Below are 13809 nucleotides of genomic sequence, written 5' to 3'. Positions count from 1 at the left end.
CTGGTGACACTTCCGGCGTGCGGAAGCGGGAGGGATTATGAATGAGAGGAGTTCTCATTTGACAACAGTTGCCAGACCCTGCCGATAGGATCGGACGCCAGAGCGTTCGATGTCGAAACGCCATCAAGGAGGAATTCATGACTGCCAGTGAAACATCGACCAGGCGGGAGGCCCTGCGATGAAGACGGCCGGACGCCTGGCGCTCGGCGTGCTCGCCTGGGTCACCGTGGTCCCGCTGCTGGGACTTCTGTGCATGTGGCTGGGCCCGTCGGTCCTTGACTCGCCCGAAGCCTCGCGCGTCACCATGTATGCAGTCCAGGCCATCAACCTCGGCGCGGCCGCGCTGCTCTACTGGTATGCCGTGCCGAGCGCGCCGCACTGGGGCCGACGCGTGGCCTACTTCGTCGCCTTCGTGGTGCTGATGGTGGTCGCCAGCGCCCTCGTGGCCTTCGGCGTCAAACTGCTTTTCGTGGCGCTGGTGTTGTTCTCGCGTTGAGTTGGGGCCATGGCGACTTGGCCCGGTGGCGCTTCCGGTGCGCGGAAGCGGCAGGGATCCCGGATGAGCGGAAGCCTCATTTGACAACAGTGTTTTGGCGCTCGCGCCCCTAGCATCGCCTCCAGAGCGTTCCATTTCGAAACGCCAATCAGGGAGGAATTCATGAACACCAATGAAAACTCGGTGGGGCGTGCGCAGCACTCGACACCGACGTTCACGCTGTACGGCCGGGTGGCGGCCGGTCCTGCCGGGCTTGTGGGGACCCCTTATCCCAGCCTGCACATCTCGCTGGTCATCGATGACGCCTATTCGGGCCTCACGGTGATCGATGGTCAACCGACGATGGGCGAAGCGGGGTTGCACAACGTGTTGCGGATTCGAACCAACATCTATGCCAACACGCTGCCCACCGATGTCGTCGTCAAGATTCCGCTGGCGCCGCCCGGTGGCATGAGCCCCGAGGCGTTCGCGCGCACGCTGATGAGGCGCGCCACGGATTTTTCAAGCTACGTGTCCCCCTACAGCTTCCCCGCTCGCCTGCGAGGCGACCGGATGAACCCCGGCGAATACAACAGCAGTTCGTACCTCGCAGCACTGCTGCGCAGCGTGATGGGCTCGGTCCCCGATCTCGGGGTGTCCGGCTATCAGGCGCCCGGCTGGGAAAGCCCGATGCCTCTTCACTTCTTCAAGGGCGAGGCCATCCGATGAAGGCGGCGGGGCGGCTCGCGCTCGGCGTGCTCGCCTGGACCGCCTTGATCCCGCTCGCGGGAGTTATCGGCATGTGGCTGGACCGGTCGGTCTTTCACTCTGCCGGGGCCACGCGCGTCATCGCCCATGCAATCGAGGGCATGCTGATCCTCGCGGCCGCGCTGGTCTATTGGCGCTGCGTACCGAGCGCGCCGAACTGGGGACGGCGCGTGATCTATCTCGTCGGCTTCGCGCTGCTGCTGACCGGCATTGGCTACGTGGTCCTCGGCGCGACCGTTGCCCTTGTGGTGCTGCTGTTCGGGCTTTGAGCCGCCCCGCCTCCGCTACCCCTTCATCGCCGCCGCCGACGCCCGCTGAATGCACTCGATGAAGTGCTGCGCCGCCGGCGTCGACGGCTGCCCGCGCCGGCGCACCACGCACACGTTCAGCATCGGCAGCGTCTCGCGCACGTCCACGCGCCGGATGCCGTGGCGCTTGAAGCTGAGCCCGGCCAGCGGCTCGACGAAGAGGCCGATCAGATCCATGTGGCCCACCAGCGCGAGCGCTACGGTGACCGAGTGGCCCTGCAGCACGCGCGTGGGCGGCGACAGCCCGAGCGGGGTGAACAGCGGCGCCACGGCGTTGGTTCCGCCATGGTCGTCGCCCGGCAGGACCCATTCGGCGGCATAAAGGTCGTTCAGCGAGCGCGCGTTGCGCAGCGGATGGCGCTCGCGCAGGCCGACGACCAGCTGCACCGGGAACAGCTCCAGCGCCTCGAACTGCGGATCGAGCGTGCCGGGCACGATGTGCGCCACCGCGAAGTCGAGATACCCGTCGCGCAGCCGCGCGAGCATCCACGGCAGCACGGCCTCGCTGAACTGCACGTCGACCGCCGGCAGGCGCGTGTGGAAGTCCTTGAAGGCGGCGGGCAGCACGGTGAGCGCGAACGAGGCGCTCACGGCCAGCGAGACGGAGCCGGTGGCGCCGTCGCGGATCTGTGCAATTTCGTCGCGGGCGCGTTCCATGTCGGCCAGCAGCAGCCGCGCGCGCGGCGCGAAGGCCAGGCCGAACTGCGTGAGCCGCACGCCTTTCACGCTGCGCTCCACCAGCGGCGCGCCGACCTCGCGCTCCAGCTCGCGCACGATCTTGGTCACGGCCGGCTGCGAAATGCCGAGCACGCGCGCGGCAGCGCGGATGCTGAGCTGTTCGACCACGGCCACGAAAGCATGCAACTGATTGGGTTTCATCTTTGGAGTGACAACCAAAAGTTATCGTTGACGCCCAATTATTGTCTTTTCATGACAGCGGCGAGTCTCTAGCATCCGCCGCGGTTCGGGCCCACGCGGCCTGCGCCCCCGATACACACAGGAGACACATGAACACCCCCGCTTCCCAGCCCTCGCCTTCCTCGCCGGCCCGCCGGCGCCAGACCATCGTGGCCACCACCATCGGCAACGGACTGGAATTCTTCGACTTCACGGTCTACGGCTTTCTCGCGCTGGTGATCGGCAAGTTGTTCTTCCCCACCTTCAGCTCCTACGGCCAGTTGCTGCTCACGGTGGCGAGCTTCGGCGTCGGTTTCATCATGCGGCCGCTGGGCGGCATCGTGATCGGCGCGTACGCCGACCGCGCGGGCCGCAAGAAGGCCATGACGCTCACGATCTTCCTGATGGCGCTGGGCTGCGCGCTGATCGCCTTCACGCCGACCTACGCGAGCATCGGCGTCGCGGCGCCGATCGTGATCGTGCTGGCGCGCCTGATCCAGGGCTTCTCGGCCGGCGGCGAAGTCGGCGCATCCACCACGCTGCTGGTGGAGCACGCCACGCCCGCGAACCGCGGCTACATGGCGAGCTGGCAGTTCGCGAGTCAGGGCCTGGGCGTGCTGATGGGTGCCGTGGTGGTCGGCGTACTGACCGTCTCGCTGTCCGCCGAGGCCATGCAGAGCTGGGGCTGGCGCGTGCCGTTCGTGCTCGGCATGCTGATCGCGCCGGTGGGCATGTACATCCGTCGCCACCTCGAAGAATCGCTGCACATCTCGCCGGAAGACGCCAAGGCACCGCGCGAGAGCAGCCTGAAGATCGTCTGCACGCAGCACGGCAGGACGGTGCTGGCCGCCATCCTCGCGCTGGTGGGCGGCACCACGGCGGCCTACGTGGTCACCTTCTACATGCCGACGTACGCCGTGCGCGAACTCGGCCTCACGCCCTCGGTGGCGCTGTTCGGCGCAGCGCTCACGGGCCTGCTGTCGTTCGCGCTCGCGCCCTTCGTGGGCAAGTGGTCGGACATCGTGGGCCGCAAGACGCTCATCCTGTGGAGCCGCATCGTGATGGCGATCCTGATCTACCCGGGCTTCCTGTGGCTCAACGCCTCGCCCACGCCCGTGGTGCTGTTCACCGTGCTCGGCGTGCTGAGCATCGGCCTGGTGGTGCAGACGGTGCCGGGCATCACGATGCTGCCGGAGATGTTTCCCAAGCGCGTGCGCGCCAGCGGCATGTCGCTGGTCTACAGCGTGGGCGTGGCGCTCTTCGGCGGCTTCGCGCCCTTCGTCAGCACCTGGCTGGTCAACGCGACCGGCAGCAAGCTGGCGCCGGCCTGGTACCTGGTGGGGATGACGCTGGTGTCGCTGCTGGGCCTGCTCTGGCTGCGCGACCACACGGGCCGCGACATCGATGCGGCCCACGCCCACGCGCCGGCCTGATACCGTCTTCCTCCTTCCCGCCTTCATGCACAGGAATCTTCCCGCCATGTCCCAGCCTGCCACCGCCGCCACCCGCCACTTCTCGGGCACGTACGTCGAAGCCCGCGCCAAGTTCCTCGAGGCCGCCGCCGCGCGCGGCGCCACCGTCGAGTCGTTCGTGCACCCCACGCACCGCGGGGCGCTCGGCGAAGAACTCGCCACCGACGTCGCGCTGATCGGCGCGGCCGACGCGAAGAAGGTGCTGCTCGTCACCTCGGGCACGCACGGCCCCGAGGGCTTCTGCGGCTCGGGCGCGCAGGTGGCCACGCTGAACGACGCCGACCTGCTCGCGCGCCTCGAACGCGCGGGCGTCGCACTGCTGCTGGTGCATGCGGTGAACCCGCACGGCTTCTCGCACCTGCACCGCACCAACGAAGACAACATCGACCTGAACCGCAACCACATCGACTTCAGCGCGCCGCTGCCGGTGAACGCCGAGTACGCCGACGTGGAGCCGCTGGTGCTGCCCGCCAGCTGGCCGCCGACGCCGGCCGACGACGCGGCGGTGGCGAGCTACATCGCCACGCACGGCATGACCGCCTTCCGCGCGGCCGTGACGCGCGGGCAGTACACCTCGCCCGACGGCCTCTTCTACGGCGGCACCGCGCCGTCGTGGAGCAACCGCACCATCCGCGCCATCCTGCGCGGCTATGCGGCCTCGGCCACGCACCTGGGCTGGATCGACGTGCACACGGGCCTGGGCCCCTACGGCCACGGCGAAAAGATCTACCCGGGCCGCAACACGCCCGAAGACCTCGCGCTGGCCCACGCCTGGTGGGGCGCCGACGTGTTCGCGCCCTTCGCGGGCGACTCGGCCTCGGCCGACGTGTCGGGCCCGGTGATCTCGACCGCGTACGACGAATGCCCGAACGCGCGCGTCGCGCCCATGGGCCTGGAGTTCGGCACGCTGCCCGACCTGGAAGTGCTCGACCGCCTGCGCGCCGACACCTGGCTGCGCCGCCACCCCGAGGCGCCCGAAGCGCAGAAGCGCGAGATCCGCCGCCGCCTGCGCGACGCGTTCTACTGCGACAACGACGAGTGGAAGGGCATGGTGCTGGGGCAGACGCGCGTCGTGCTCCTGCAAACCTTGCAGGGGCTGAGCAAGGCCTGATCCGGCGGAGGTCGGCTCAGCCGAAGTTCGGTGCGCGCTTCTCGCGCAGCGAGGCCACGCCCTCGCGCACGTCGGCGCCCGCGAAGCCCATGAACTCCAGCGCCAGCGAGGCGTCGAAGGTCGGCCCGGCCTGGCGCAGCCAGTTGTTCAGCGCGTACTTGGTGAAGCGGATCGCACTCTGGCTGCCAGCCGCGAGGCGGTCGGCGATCTCGTAGGCCCGCGGCAGCAGGTCGGCCTCGTCCACCGCAAGCGACACCAGGCCGATGCGCTCGGCCTCCTCGCCGCTCACCGGCTCGCACAGCAGCAGGTGGTATTTGGCCTTGGCCATGCCGCACAACAGCGGCCACACGATGGCCGCATGGTCGCCCGCCGCCACGCCCAGGCGCGTGTGCCCGTCGACGATCTTCGCGTTCTTGCTCGCGATGGAGATGTCGGCCAGCAGCCCCGCCACCAGCCCCGCGCCCACGGCCGGCCCGTGCATGGCGCTCACGATGGGCTTGTCGCAGTTGACGAGGTTGTAGACCAGGTCGCGCGCTTCCTTCCACACGCGCTGGCGCACGGTGTCGTCGGTGGTCATGTCCTGCACCATGCCCAGGTCGCCGCCGCCCGAGAAGCCCATGCCCTCGCCGCGCAGCACGGCGCAGCGCACCGTGTCGTCGGCCGCCACGTCGCGCCAGATCTCGGCCAGCTCGCGGTGGCCGTCATGGCCGGCCGTGGGCAGCTTGCCGTTGGTGGCGCGCATCTGGATGTCGAGCACCGCGCCGTTCGCGCCGCGGCGCGTGAGGGCGAGGGTCTGGTAGCGGGTGTAGTCCATGCGTGTGTCTCCGCCCCGCACGCACGGCCATGGCGCGGGGACTTCGTTCGGTGAGAGGAAAAGACGAAAGGCCGGAGGCCTATTTTTGCGCGGCCAGCTCGCGGCAGCGCTTCACGTTCGCATCGAAACGCGGCGCCAGGCCCGGCTCGCAGGCATCGTCGGCGGGGTTCAGCCTGCACATGCCGACCACCGCGTAGTCCATGACGGCCGCCGTGCACATCGGGTAGGCGGCCAGCTCGGGGTTGGCCTTGGCCTTGAAGCCCCAGCGCTCGGAGAACTGCACCATGCGCGTCATCGCGCCGAGGAAGAAGCTGCGGTCCTTCGCGGCAATGGCCGCTTCCATGCGCGGCAGCTCCTCGTTGAGGTAGCCGACCGAGTCCAGCGGAAAACCGGCGGGGTCGGGCTGCGGCTGCGCGAAGGCCGTGGCGGCCATCACGGCCAGCGAGGCGCCCACGCAGGCGCGTCGCAACGGAAGGAAGAAGGCGGAACCGGTGGGCAGGTGGCGGTATGGCATGGCCTGCGATTCTGCAACGTTTGGAAGCATTTTTGCGCGCCGAGCGATGCGCGCACGCGACGTTTTGCGGTGGCCACCGGCCTGCCCGCGCGGCGCGGGACAATGGCCGCTTCCGTTTTCCCTTGCAAAGACCCCCATGGCCCGACGCCCCCAACGACAGCTGCGCACCATCGAGCGCGGCATCCTCTGCCTCCTGATCGGCGTCGCCGTGCTGCTGGGGCCGCGCTTCCTGCAGGGCACGCGCTGGTTCGACATGGTGGCCGGCGCGTACCTGGTCGGCTGGTTCGCGCTCGCGCTGGGGGTGGCGCTGGTCGGCGTCGGCCTGTTCCAGCGCGGCAAGCCGGAGCGCTGAGGCCCGGCCGCAAGGTCAGCAGGCGCTCAGTGCGCCGCGGCCTTCTTGCCGCGCAGCTTGCCGACGAGTTCCACCACGGCCAGCACGACGGCGCCGGCCACGATGCCCACGACGGCATTGACGCCCATCGAGCCCAGCGTGCCGAACACGCCGCCCGTGGCCTTGGCCCAGTCTTCGACCGCATGGCCGAACGCCGGCACGCCGTGCACCAGGATGCCGCCGCCCACGAGGAACATGGCGGCCGTGCCGGCCACCGACAGGCCCTTCATGAGCCACGGCGCCGCCGCCAGGATGCCGCGGCCCAGGGCGCGCGCCGCCGCGCTGCTGCGCTGGCTCAGGTACAGGCCCGCGTCGTCCAGCTTCACGATGCCGGCCACGAGGCCGTAGACGCCGATCGTCATGATCAGCGCGATGCCGACCAGCACGCTGAGCTGCGTCGTGAACGGCTGGCCCTGCACGGTGCCCAGCGTGATGGCGATGATTTCGGCCGAGAGGATGAAGTCGGTGCGCACCGCGCCCTTGATCTTGTCCTTCTCGACCGCGACCACGTCGACCGTGGTGTCGGCCACGGCCTTCTGGTGGCGCGCGGTGTCGGCCTCGTGCTCCTTTTTGTGCAGGAACTTGTGGACCAGCTTCTCGGCGCCCTCGAAGCACAGGAACGCACCGCCCACCATGAGCAGCGGCGTCACCAGCCAGGGCAGCCAGGTGCCGATGGCCAGCGCGGCCGGCACCAGGATCGCCTTGTTGACGAGGGAGCCCTTGCACACGGCCCACACCACCGGCAGCTCGCGCTCGGTGCGCACGCCGGTGACCTGCTGCGCGTTCAGCGCGAGGTCGTCGCCGAGCACCCCGGCGGTCTTCTTGGCAGCAACTTTGGTGAGGACGGAGACGTCATCGAGCACGGTGGCGATGTCGTCGAGCAGCAGGAGCAGGCTGGTGGCCATGGGCGAAAGTCAGGCTGTGGAAGAAGCGGCGAGCTTATCCGCAGCCGATGGCCGCGCCGGTGAAGACCGTACGCGGCATCCGGGGGTGGATCAGTCCACCGCCCGCTTCAGGCGGATTTCTTCGACGCGGACGGTGCCCAGTGCGGTGGTCTTGGCCGTCTTCATCTCGCGCTTGAAGCCGGCGAGTTCGTGGAAGCGCATGGCACGGTCGTTGCGCAGCGGCACCCAGATGGTGACCGTGGTGCAGCCTTCTTCGGCCAGGCCTTCGCGGGCGGCGTCCCACAGGGCCACGCCGGCGCCCTTGCCCCAGTGCTCGGGCTTGACGTAGATGGCCCAGATCTCGCCCGTGGTGGGCGGCGTCTTGGGGTCGCGCGAGCGGTCGAAGCCCACGAAACCGACGATCTCGCTGCCGTGCGTCACCACGTGGACCTGGGGTTCGCTGAATTCGATGGCCTCGCGCCACTTGGCCTCGCGCGAGGCGGGGGCCAGCACGCGCAGGTCGTCTTCGGACAGGATGCCTTCGTAGGCAGCCTTGGCAGAGAGGGCATGGACTTCGGCGACGGCCTTGGCGTCGCGCATCGTGGCGGGGCGAACTTCGTAATCGGACATGAAAGCGGAAAAACGTGTGGAACCGGCTATTGTCGCCGCACCGCTAAACTCCTCCGGCATCCGCACGTATCAACTGGAGAAAGCACATGGCCAAGGGTCAGCAACGCACCAACAAGGAAGCGAAGAAACCGAAGAAGGACACCTCGCCGCCGAAGGCCCCCACCGGCGGCATCGAGCCCGTGCGCACCGTCACCACGGCGGTGATTCCGCGCGGCAAGCTCAAGAACAAGTGACCGAGTGACCGACGTCCCCGCGCCCGCCCCCAAGCCGGCGCAGCCGCGCAACCCGTTGCATGGCCTCACGCTGGAGGCCATCGTGACTGCGCTGGCCGACTACTACGGCTGGGAGCAGCTGGGGCACCTGGTGCCGATCCGCTGCTTCATCAGCGAGCCCAGCGTGGGTTCCAGCCTCAAGTTCCTGCGCAAGACGCCCTGGGCGCGCGACAAGGTCGAGAGCCTGTACCTCTTCATGCTGCGCGAGCAACGCCGCGAACAGCAGCAGCAACAGCAAGAACCTCCCGCGCGATGAAGGTCCGTCTCGAACCGTCGGGCCTCGAATTCGAGGCCGAGGCGGGCGTCACGCTGCTGCACGCAGCGGAGGCGGCCGGCATCGAGCTGCCCAGTTCGTGCCGCAACGGCACCTGCCGCACCTGCATCTGCCAGCGGCTCTCGGGCGAGAGCCGCCACCTCATCGAATGGCCGGGCCTGAGCTTCGACGAAAAGATCGACGGCTGGATTCTTCCGTGCGTGGCCGTGGCGCTGAGCGACCTCACGCTCGACGTGCCGCAGGCGCGCGCCCTCTTCGACTGACGATCAGGACCGCGCCGACGCCGGTGCAGCCACCACCAGCCGGTCGCGCTGCGCCAGCGACGGGAACAGGCGGAACCACGTCAACGCCACCAGCATCGTCCCCACGCCGCCGAGCACCACCGAGCCGACCGGCCCCAGCAGCGCCGCCGTGGCGCCCGACTCGAACTCGCCGAGCTGGTTGCTCGCGCCGATGAAGATCGAGTTGACCGCGCTCACCCGCCCGCGCATGGCGTCGGGCGTTTCCAGCTGCACCAGCGTCTGGCGGATCACGACGTTGACCATGTCGGCCCCGCCCGACACCGCCAGGGCGATGAGCGAGACGAGAAAGCTCTTCGACAGCCCGAACACCACCATGCACAGCCCGAACGCCCCCACGGCCAGCAGCAGCGTGCGCCCCACGTTGCGCTCGACCGGCCGGCGCGTGAGCGCGATCGACATCACCAGTGCGCCCACCGCTGGTGCGCTGCGCAGCAGGCCCAGGCCCCAGGGGCCGGTGTGCAGGATGTCCTTGGCATAGATCGGCAGCAGCGCCACCGCGCCGCCCAGCAGCACGGCGAACAGGTCGAGCGACACGGCGCCCAGCACCGGCTTGCGCTTCCAGATGAAATTGACGCCCGCGAACACCGTGGCCAGCGTGACCGGCTCGCGCACGGCCGGCGCGTGGTCGTAGCGCAGCCGCAGCACCAGCACGCAGGCCACCGCGAAGCACAGCACGCTCGCGCCGTACACCACCGCCATGCCCGCCACGAACAGCAGCCCGCCGAGCGCGGGCCCGCCGATGATCGCGCCCTGCATGCCTGCGGAGCTGAACGCCATCGCGCGCGACAGCAGCAGCGGCGGCACCAGCAGCGGCGTGAGCGCCTGCTGCGCCGGCATCTGGAAGGCGCGCACCGCGCCCAGCACCAGCGACAGCCCGAGCAGCAGCCCGCGCGTGTCGTTCCTGTGCAGCACCGCGAACAGCAGCGCCAGCGCCACCGTGCCCTGCACCGCGAAGCACACCGCCACGATGCGGCCCCGGTGGTGGCGGTCCACCACGTGGCCGGCCAGCAGCGCCAGCAGCAGCGCGGGCACGAACTGGTACAGCCCGACCAGGCCCAGGTCCCACGCGCTGCCGGTGAGTTCGTACATGTGCCAGCCGATGGCCACGAGCATCATCTGCGAGGCGGCGGTGCCGAACAGGCGCGCCACCCACAGCTGCATGAAGGGGCGCTCGCGCCTCAGGTCGGTGAACGTGGGAGACAAGGGAGAAGAAGCGGCGCCGGGCATATCGGTCGAGGATAGCCCAGCCTTCTTCCGGCTTTCTGAGCCTCTCTACACTCGCTGTCCCCATGACCGCTTCGCCGCCCGACCTGCTTCCCGTTCACGAAGACGCCCACCTGCTGGTGCTCGACAAGCCCGCCGGCCTGCTGTGCGTGCCCGGGCGCGGCGAGGACAAGCAGGACTGCCTGAGCGCGCGCGCCCAGCGCCAGTGGCCCGACGCGCTCATCGTGCATCGGCTCGACATGGGCACCAGCGGCCTGGTAGTGATGGCGCGCGGCCTGGAGATGCAGCGCGCCCTGAGCGCGGCCTTCGCCGACCGCGAGGTGCACAAGCGCTACGAAGCCGTGGTCGATGGCGTGATGCCGCAGCGCGATGACTGGTCGCTCATCGACGCCCCGCTGATGGCCGACTGGCCGCGCCGACCGCTGCAGAAGATCGACCCGGCGGGCAAACCCAGCCTCACGCGCTGGCGCGCGCTGGCCAGCATGTCGCCGCCCGACGGCCCAGCGGCCACGCACGTGCTGCTGGAGCCACTCACCGGCCGCTCACACCAGCTGCGCGTTCACCTGCTGTCGATCGGGCACCCGATCCTGGGCGATGCGCTGTACGGCGACGCCGCGCTGCAGGCACGCGCACCGCGCCTGCTGCTGCATGCCAGGGAACTGGGGTTCGTGCATCCCGCGACGCGGGAGCCGTTGCACTTCGAACGTGCGGCGGGCTTCGTGCTCAGCGGCCCTTGACGACGAGCACCGGCATGGTGGCGTCCTGCAGCACGCGCTGCGTCACGCTGCCCAGCAGCAGTTTCTCGATGCCGCTGCGCCCGTGCGAGCCCATCACGATCAGATCGGCCGCGATGGCGATGGCGGTGTCCACGATGCCTTCGTGCACCACGTGGCCGTCGATCACGCGCTGGTCGCTGTGCAAGCCTTCGGCCGCCAGGGCGGCCACGCCGCGTGCCAGCGCCGCGTTGGCGCTGGCGGTGGCCGCCGCGAGGTATTCGTTCTGGCCGAGCGCATAGTCCGCGCCCACGCCGATGAAGGGGTAGTTGTCGATCACGTGGATCAGCGTGATGCGGCTGCCGAAGGCCAGGGCGAGACCGCTGGCCTTGCTGACCGCGAGCATGGAAGTTTCGGAGCCGTCGATGGGGACCAGGATGTGATTGAACATGGCGGGACCTCGCTTAGCGTTCGCAGACAGACAGACTGACGGACCCGGTTCGCACCGGGTCGGGCCCCGAATTTAACCGCTATGCAGAACCCGCCCTGTAGGACTCCGACCAGCGAAGTCCGCAGGCGTCTCAATCCCCCTGGAAACCCTCAGATCGGCAGGTGACCACCAGCGTGTCGCGCCAGCCATCGCCGCCCTCTTCCATCGGCTGGATCGGCGTCGATTCATGGATCACGCGCGCATCGTCCAGCAGCAGCAGCGTCCACGGTTCGGTCATGGTGAAGCGCTCGCCGCGCCGGCCGTTGGCCTCGAACACGCGCGTCTCGCCGCCCTTGATGCCCTGGCGCCCGATCAGCACCACCGCCACCAGGTCGACACCGTCGCGGTGCGCGCCTTCGGGCGTCGGGCGGCCGATGCCGCCGGCGGTGTCGATGCGGAACTGGTGCGCTTCCACGAACCAGCGCTGCGGTGCGCCGCGCATGTCGCTGCTGACCTGGCCGAGCTGCTGCATCAGCCGCTGCCACACGGGCTGCGCCACCGTGGCGTCGAGCATCGGCGCGAACCAGCGCTGCATGCCGCCGTGCAGCGCGTTGTATTCGACCGGCTGCCAGTGCGCGCGGTGCGGCACCTGCGCCAGCGTGGCGTCGGCCTCGACCGTGAAGCAGGCATGGCGCCGCGTGCGGTAGCGCCCGCCGTCCTTCAGGTACTCGTCGGGCGGCAGGTCGTTCCAGTCGGCGTGCAGCGCCTCGAGCTGCGCCAGCGGCACGCCGAGCCAGTCGCACACGCCCTGCGGGCTGAGCACCGCGTAGCCGTGCTCGCGCAGCGCACCGGCCAGTTCGGCCGGCGGCGTGAACGGGGGAGCGAAGGCGGCGGTGCTCACTGGGCGCTGACCTTCACGTCCTTCCAGAACGCGACGCGGTCACGGATTTCCTCGGCTTCGGGCTTCGGGTCGGGGTAGTACCAGGCCGCGTCGGCGTGCAGTTCGCCGTTGACCAGCAGCGAGTAGTAGTTCGCCGAGCCCTTCCACGGGCAGGTGGTCTTGTGGTTGCTGAAGGTGACCACGTCGCGGTTGAGCGAACTCATCGGGAAGTAGTGGTTGCCTTCGACGAGCACGGTGTCGTCGCTTTCGGCGATGGTGACGCCGTTCCAGGTTGCTTTCATGGGATCGATCTCCGGGGAGGTGCAAGGTGCCGATGCCGCATTGCGCGCTCGGGACAGCGGCTATTGTGACGCTGGCGCGAGGTGCTTTCCTTGCGCCGGGTCATCCCGGCCCGATGCCGGCAGGGTTTCCCCCACAGTGTCAGCCGCGACCGCGCCCCGTGCGCCCCGACGCCGGCTCGAGAAACAGCTGCCGGAAATAGTTGCGGAACGCCGTCATCGCCGGCGAAAACTCCACGCCCTGCTTCCACCCCAGCCCGATGTTCATCGTGGGCACCGCGTCGCGCAGGTTGATGGTCTCGATGCGCTTGCCTTCCAGCGACCACGGCCGGTAGACCATGTCCGACAGCACCGTCACGCCCAGCCCGTTGGCCACCGTGCTGCGCACCGCTTCCACCGAACTCGTGCGCAGCCGGATCTGCGGCTGGTGCGGCGTCTTGCTCCAGTACTTGAGCGCGGTGGCCGCGGCCTCGTCGACGGTGAGCATGATGTAGGGCTCGGCCGCCACGTCGGCCAGCGTCACCTCGGCCTTGTCCAGCAACGGATGCTTGGCCGGCACCCACAGCCGGCGCTGCGAACCGAAGAAGGTTTCGAGCGACAGCTCGCGCAGCACCACGTTCGAGGTGAGCACCACGCCGATGTCGTAGCGCTGCGTGATCAGGCCTTCTTCGATGGCCTCGCGCGCCACCTCGTGCACCTTCACCGTCACCTGCGGGTGCAGCTGCTCGAAGCGCTGCAGGTGGTGCGGCAGGAAGTAGCCCAGCACCGTGTAGCTGGCCGCGATGGTGAGCGAGCCCTCGACGTTCTCGCCTTCGTGCGGCATGCGCACCGCCTCGTCGGCCGCCGACAGCACCGCGTAGGCGTGGCTCAGGAAGCGGCGCCCGGCCTTGGTGAGTTCCACGCCGTGCGGGTGCCGCTCGAAGAGCTGCTGCCCCATCAGCTCCTCGAGCTCGCGGATGGCGGTGGTCACGGCCGACTGCGAGATGTTGAGCTGCAGCGCCGCGTGCGAGATGCGCCCCACCTCGGCCACCGCAGAGAAGTACTTGAGCTGGCGAAGGGTCAGGGACATGGCGCCGTCTTCCTAGGGTATTTACGGATACGCGCTGCCTGCCTCGGGCGAAAACCCGATACCGCGCGATCGCTTCCCTCCA

20 protein-coding genes are annotated in these 13809 nt (G+C 69.1%); 10 read left to right on the top strand and 10 right to left on the bottom strand.

All coding sequences use genetic code 11. From position 1 onward, the window contains the following. The first annotated feature begins 178 nt into the window (after nt 1-178). From AC1RGU_RS13285 to AC1RGU_RS13275, 3 genes are all read left to right on the top strand, one after another. A complete protein-coding gene (locus AC1RGU_RS13285) occupies nt 179-496 on the top strand; it encodes a hypothetical protein (RefSeq protein WP_492696515.1) in 318 nt (105 codons plus the stop codon). A 162-nt stretch (nt 497-658) separates the two neighbouring features. Beyond that, entirely contained in the window at nt 659-1204 is a 546-nt protein-coding gene (locus AC1RGU_RS13280; protein WP_492696514.1) for a hypothetical protein, read from the top strand. Beyond that, nucleotides 1201-1512 (top strand): hypothetical protein, encoded by a 312-nt coding sequence (locus tag AC1RGU_RS13275; protein ID WP_492696513.1) that lies wholly within the window; start codon nt 1201-1203, stop codon nt 1510-1512. Before AC1RGU_RS13280 ends, AC1RGU_RS13275 begins: the two co-directional genes overlap by 4 nt. 15 nt (nt 1513-1527) lie before the next feature. On the opposite strand, the gene AC1RGU_RS13270 is transcribed toward AC1RGU_RS13275, so the two are convergent. Continuing rightward, nucleotides 1528-2415, bottom strand: coding sequence for a LysR substrate-binding domain-containing protein (locus AC1RGU_RS13270; protein WP_492739323.1), 888 nt, complete (start codon nt 2413-2415; stop codon nt 1528-1530). A gap of 143 nt (nt 2416-2558) precedes the next feature. On the opposite strand from AC1RGU_RS13270, the gene AC1RGU_RS13265 reads away from it, so the two are divergent. Both AC1RGU_RS13265 and AC1RGU_RS13260 read left to right on the top strand, forming a co-directional pair. Then, nucleotides 2559-3881: an MFS transporter gene (locus AC1RGU_RS13265; protein WP_492696511.1), complete on the top strand. Its 1323-nt coding sequence runs from the start codon at nt 2559-2561 to the stop codon at nt 3879-3881. A 46-nt stretch (nt 3882-3927) separates the two neighbouring features. Then, nucleotides 3928-5031, top strand: coding sequence for a M14 family metallopeptidase (locus AC1RGU_RS13260; RefSeq protein ID WP_492696510.1), 1104 nt, complete (start codon nt 3928-3930; stop codon nt 5029-5031). 16 nt (nt 5032-5047) lie between these two features. Here the strand turns inward: AC1RGU_RS13260 and AC1RGU_RS13255 are convergent, their stop codons facing one another. Together AC1RGU_RS13255 and AC1RGU_RS13250 are read right to left on the bottom strand one after the other, a co-directional pair. After that, the gene (locus AC1RGU_RS13255; protein ID WP_492696509.1) at nt 5048-5845 is read right to left on the bottom strand and encodes an enoyl-CoA hydratase/isomerase family protein; all 798 of its coding nucleotides are present in this window, start codon (nt 5843-5845) and stop codon (nt 5048-5050) included. 79 nt (nt 5846-5924) lie between these two features. Further along, nucleotides 5925-6359, bottom strand: coding sequence for a hypothetical protein (locus AC1RGU_RS13250; RefSeq protein WP_223301410.1), 435 nt, complete (start codon nt 6357-6359; stop codon nt 5925-5927). A 136-nt stretch (nt 6360-6495) separates the two neighbouring features. Between AC1RGU_RS13250 and AC1RGU_RS13245 the strand changes: the two genes are divergently transcribed. Next, nucleotides 6496-6711: a hypothetical protein gene (locus tag AC1RGU_RS13245; RefSeq protein ID WP_390342497.1), complete on the top strand. Its 216-nt coding sequence runs from the start codon at nt 6496-6498 to the stop codon at nt 6709-6711. Nucleotides 6712-6737: 26 nt separating this feature from the next. Here AC1RGU_RS13245 and AC1RGU_RS13240 read toward each other — a convergent pair whose 3' ends face one another. Continuing rightward, the gene (locus AC1RGU_RS13240) at nt 6738-7655 is read right to left on the bottom strand and encodes a DUF808 domain-containing protein (protein WP_062477593.1); all 918 of its coding nucleotides are present in this window, start codon (nt 7653-7655) and stop codon (nt 6738-6740) included. 90 nt (nt 7656-7745) lie between these two features. Then, nucleotides 7746-8264 carry a GNAT family N-acetyltransferase gene (locus tag AC1RGU_RS13235; RefSeq protein WP_062477596.1) on the bottom strand — a complete coding sequence of 173 codons (519 nt, stop codon included), beginning with the start codon at nt 8262-8264 and terminating at the stop codon, nt 7746-7748. Between the two features lie 86 nt (nt 8265-8350). Here AC1RGU_RS13235 and AC1RGU_RS13230 point away from each other — a divergent pair, with 86 nt between their 5' ends. The 3 genes from AC1RGU_RS13230 to AC1RGU_RS13220 are packed head-to-tail and all read left to right on the top strand — an operon-like array spanning nt 8351 to nt 9073. Continuing rightward, on the top strand, nt 8351-8497 hold the full coding sequence (locus AC1RGU_RS13230; protein WP_167395057.1) for a hypothetical protein: 147 nt from the start codon (nt 8351-8353) through the stop codon (nt 8495-8497). Between the two features lie 4 nt (nt 8498-8501). After that, nucleotides 8502-8792, top strand: coding sequence for a VF530 family protein (locus tag AC1RGU_RS13225; RefSeq protein WP_062477599.1), 291 nt, complete (start codon nt 8502-8504; stop codon nt 8790-8792). Then, a complete protein-coding gene (locus AC1RGU_RS13220; RefSeq protein ID WP_070062545.1) occupies nt 8789-9073 on the top strand; it encodes a 2Fe-2S iron-sulfur cluster-binding protein in 285 nt (94 codons plus the stop codon). The genes AC1RGU_RS13225 and AC1RGU_RS13220 overlap by 4 nt, the downstream gene beginning before the upstream one ends. A 3-nt stretch (nt 9074-9076) precedes the next feature. Here AC1RGU_RS13220 and AC1RGU_RS13215 read toward each other — a convergent pair whose 3' ends face one another. After that, entirely contained in the window at nt 9077-10273 is a 1197-nt protein-coding gene (locus AC1RGU_RS13215) for an MFS transporter (RefSeq protein ID WP_492697083.1), read from the bottom strand. Between the two features lie 128 nt (nt 10274-10401). Here AC1RGU_RS13215 and AC1RGU_RS13210 point away from each other — a divergent pair, with 128 nt between their 5' ends. Further along, nucleotides 10402-11073: an RluA family pseudouridine synthase gene (locus AC1RGU_RS13210; RefSeq protein ID WP_492696508.1), complete on the top strand. Its 672-nt coding sequence runs from the start codon at nt 10402-10404 to the stop codon at nt 11071-11073. Here AC1RGU_RS13210 and AC1RGU_RS13205 read toward each other — a convergent pair. The 4 genes from AC1RGU_RS13205 to AC1RGU_RS13190 all read right to left on the bottom strand — a co-directional run bounded on the left by AC1RGU_RS13205 (nt 11060) and on the right by AC1RGU_RS13190 (nt 13727). Further along, a complete protein-coding gene (locus tag AC1RGU_RS13205) occupies nt 11060-11500 on the bottom strand; it encodes a universal stress protein (protein ID WP_056579296.1) in 441 nt (146 codons plus the stop codon). The two genes, AC1RGU_RS13210 and AC1RGU_RS13205, sit on opposite strands and share 14 nt — an antisense overlap. Nucleotides 11501-11630: 130 nt before the next feature. Continuing rightward, a complete protein-coding gene (locus AC1RGU_RS13200) occupies nt 11631-12380 on the bottom strand; it encodes a 2OG-Fe dioxygenase family protein (protein ID WP_159270900.1) in 750 nt (249 codons plus the stop codon). Continuing rightward, on the bottom strand, nt 12377-12661 hold the full coding sequence (locus AC1RGU_RS13195; protein WP_056579293.1) for a DUF427 domain-containing protein: 285 nt from the start codon (nt 12659-12661) through the stop codon (nt 12377-12379). The genes AC1RGU_RS13200 and AC1RGU_RS13195 overlap by 4 nt, the downstream gene beginning before the upstream one ends. A gap of 139 nt (nt 12662-12800) precedes the next feature. Continuing rightward, nucleotides 12801-13727 (bottom strand): LysR family transcriptional regulator, encoded by a 927-nt coding sequence (locus tag AC1RGU_RS13190; RefSeq protein WP_070062541.1) that lies wholly within the window; start codon nt 13725-13727, stop codon nt 12801-12803. Between the last annotated feature and the right edge of the window lie 82 nt (nt 13728-13809).

Source organism: Variovorax sp. GW823-FHT02B07 (assembly GCF_058797695.1).
This window is presented reverse-complemented; position numbering and strand designations above follow the sequence as displayed.

What these genes read in the sequence shown, in the direction of transcription:
- AC1RGU_RS13285 (WP_492696515.1), top strand. Translation starts at nt 179, where the DNA reads ATGAAGACGGCCGGACGCCTGGCGCTCGGCGTGCTCGCCTGGGTCACC.
- AC1RGU_RS13280 (WP_492696514.1), top strand. Translation starts at nt 659, where the DNA reads ATGAACACCAATGAAAACTCGGTGGGGCGTGCGCAGCACTCGACACCG.
- AC1RGU_RS13275 (WP_492696513.1), top strand. Translation starts at nt 1,201, where the DNA reads ATGAAGGCGGCGGGGCGGCTCGCGCTCGGCGTGCTCGCCTGGACCGCC.
- AC1RGU_RS13265 (WP_492696511.1), top strand. Translation starts at nt 2,559, where the DNA reads ATGAACACCCCCGCTTCCCAGCCCTCGCCTTCCTCGCCGGCCCGCCGG.
- AC1RGU_RS13260 (WP_492696510.1), top strand. Translation starts at nt 3,928, where the DNA reads ATGTCCCAGCCTGCCACCGCCGCCACCCGCCACTTCTCGGGCACGTAC.
- AC1RGU_RS13255 (WP_492696509.1), bottom strand. Translation starts at nt 5,845, where the DNA reads ATGGACTACACCCGCTACCAGACCCTCGCCCTCACGCGCCGCGGCGCG.
- AC1RGU_RS13250 (WP_223301410.1), bottom strand. Translation starts at nt 6,359, where the DNA reads ATGCCATACCGCCACCTGCCCACCGGTTCCGCCTTCTTCCTTCCGTTG.
- AC1RGU_RS13245 (WP_390342497.1), top strand. Translation starts at nt 6,496, where the DNA reads ATGGCCCGACGCCCCCAACGACAGCTGCGCACCATCGAGCGCGGCATC.
- AC1RGU_RS13240 (WP_062477593.1), bottom strand. Translation starts at nt 7,655, where the DNA reads ATGGCCACCAGCCTGCTCCTGCTGCTCGACGACATCGCCACCGTGCTC.
- AC1RGU_RS13235 (WP_062477596.1), bottom strand. Translation starts at nt 8,264, where the DNA reads ATGTCCGATTACGAAGTTCGCCCCGCCACGATGCGCGACGCCAAGGCC.
- AC1RGU_RS13230 (WP_167395057.1), top strand. Translation starts at nt 8,351, where the DNA reads ATGGCCAAGGGTCAGCAACGCACCAACAAGGAAGCGAAGAAACCGAAG.
- AC1RGU_RS13220 (WP_070062545.1), top strand. Translation starts at nt 8,789, where the DNA reads ATGAAGGTCCGTCTCGAACCGTCGGGCCTCGAATTCGAGGCCGAGGCG.
- AC1RGU_RS13215 (WP_492697083.1), bottom strand. Translation starts at nt 10,273, where the DNA reads ATGCAGCTGTGGGTGGCGCGCCTGTTCGGCACCGCCGCCTCGCAGATG.
- AC1RGU_RS13210 (WP_492696508.1), top strand. Translation starts at nt 10,402, where the DNA reads ATGACCGCTTCGCCGCCCGACCTGCTTCCCGTTCACGAAGACGCCCAC.
- AC1RGU_RS13205 (WP_056579296.1), bottom strand. Translation starts at nt 11,500, where the DNA reads ATGTTCAATCACATCCTGGTCCCCATCGACGGCTCCGAAACTTCCATG.
- AC1RGU_RS13195 (WP_056579293.1), bottom strand. Translation starts at nt 12,661, where the DNA reads ATGAAAGCAACCTGGAACGGCGTCACCATCGCCGAAAGCGACGACACC.
- AC1RGU_RS13190 (WP_070062541.1), bottom strand. Translation starts at nt 13,727, where the DNA reads ATGTCCCTGACCCTTCGCCAGCTCAAGTACTTCTCTGCGGTGGCCGAG.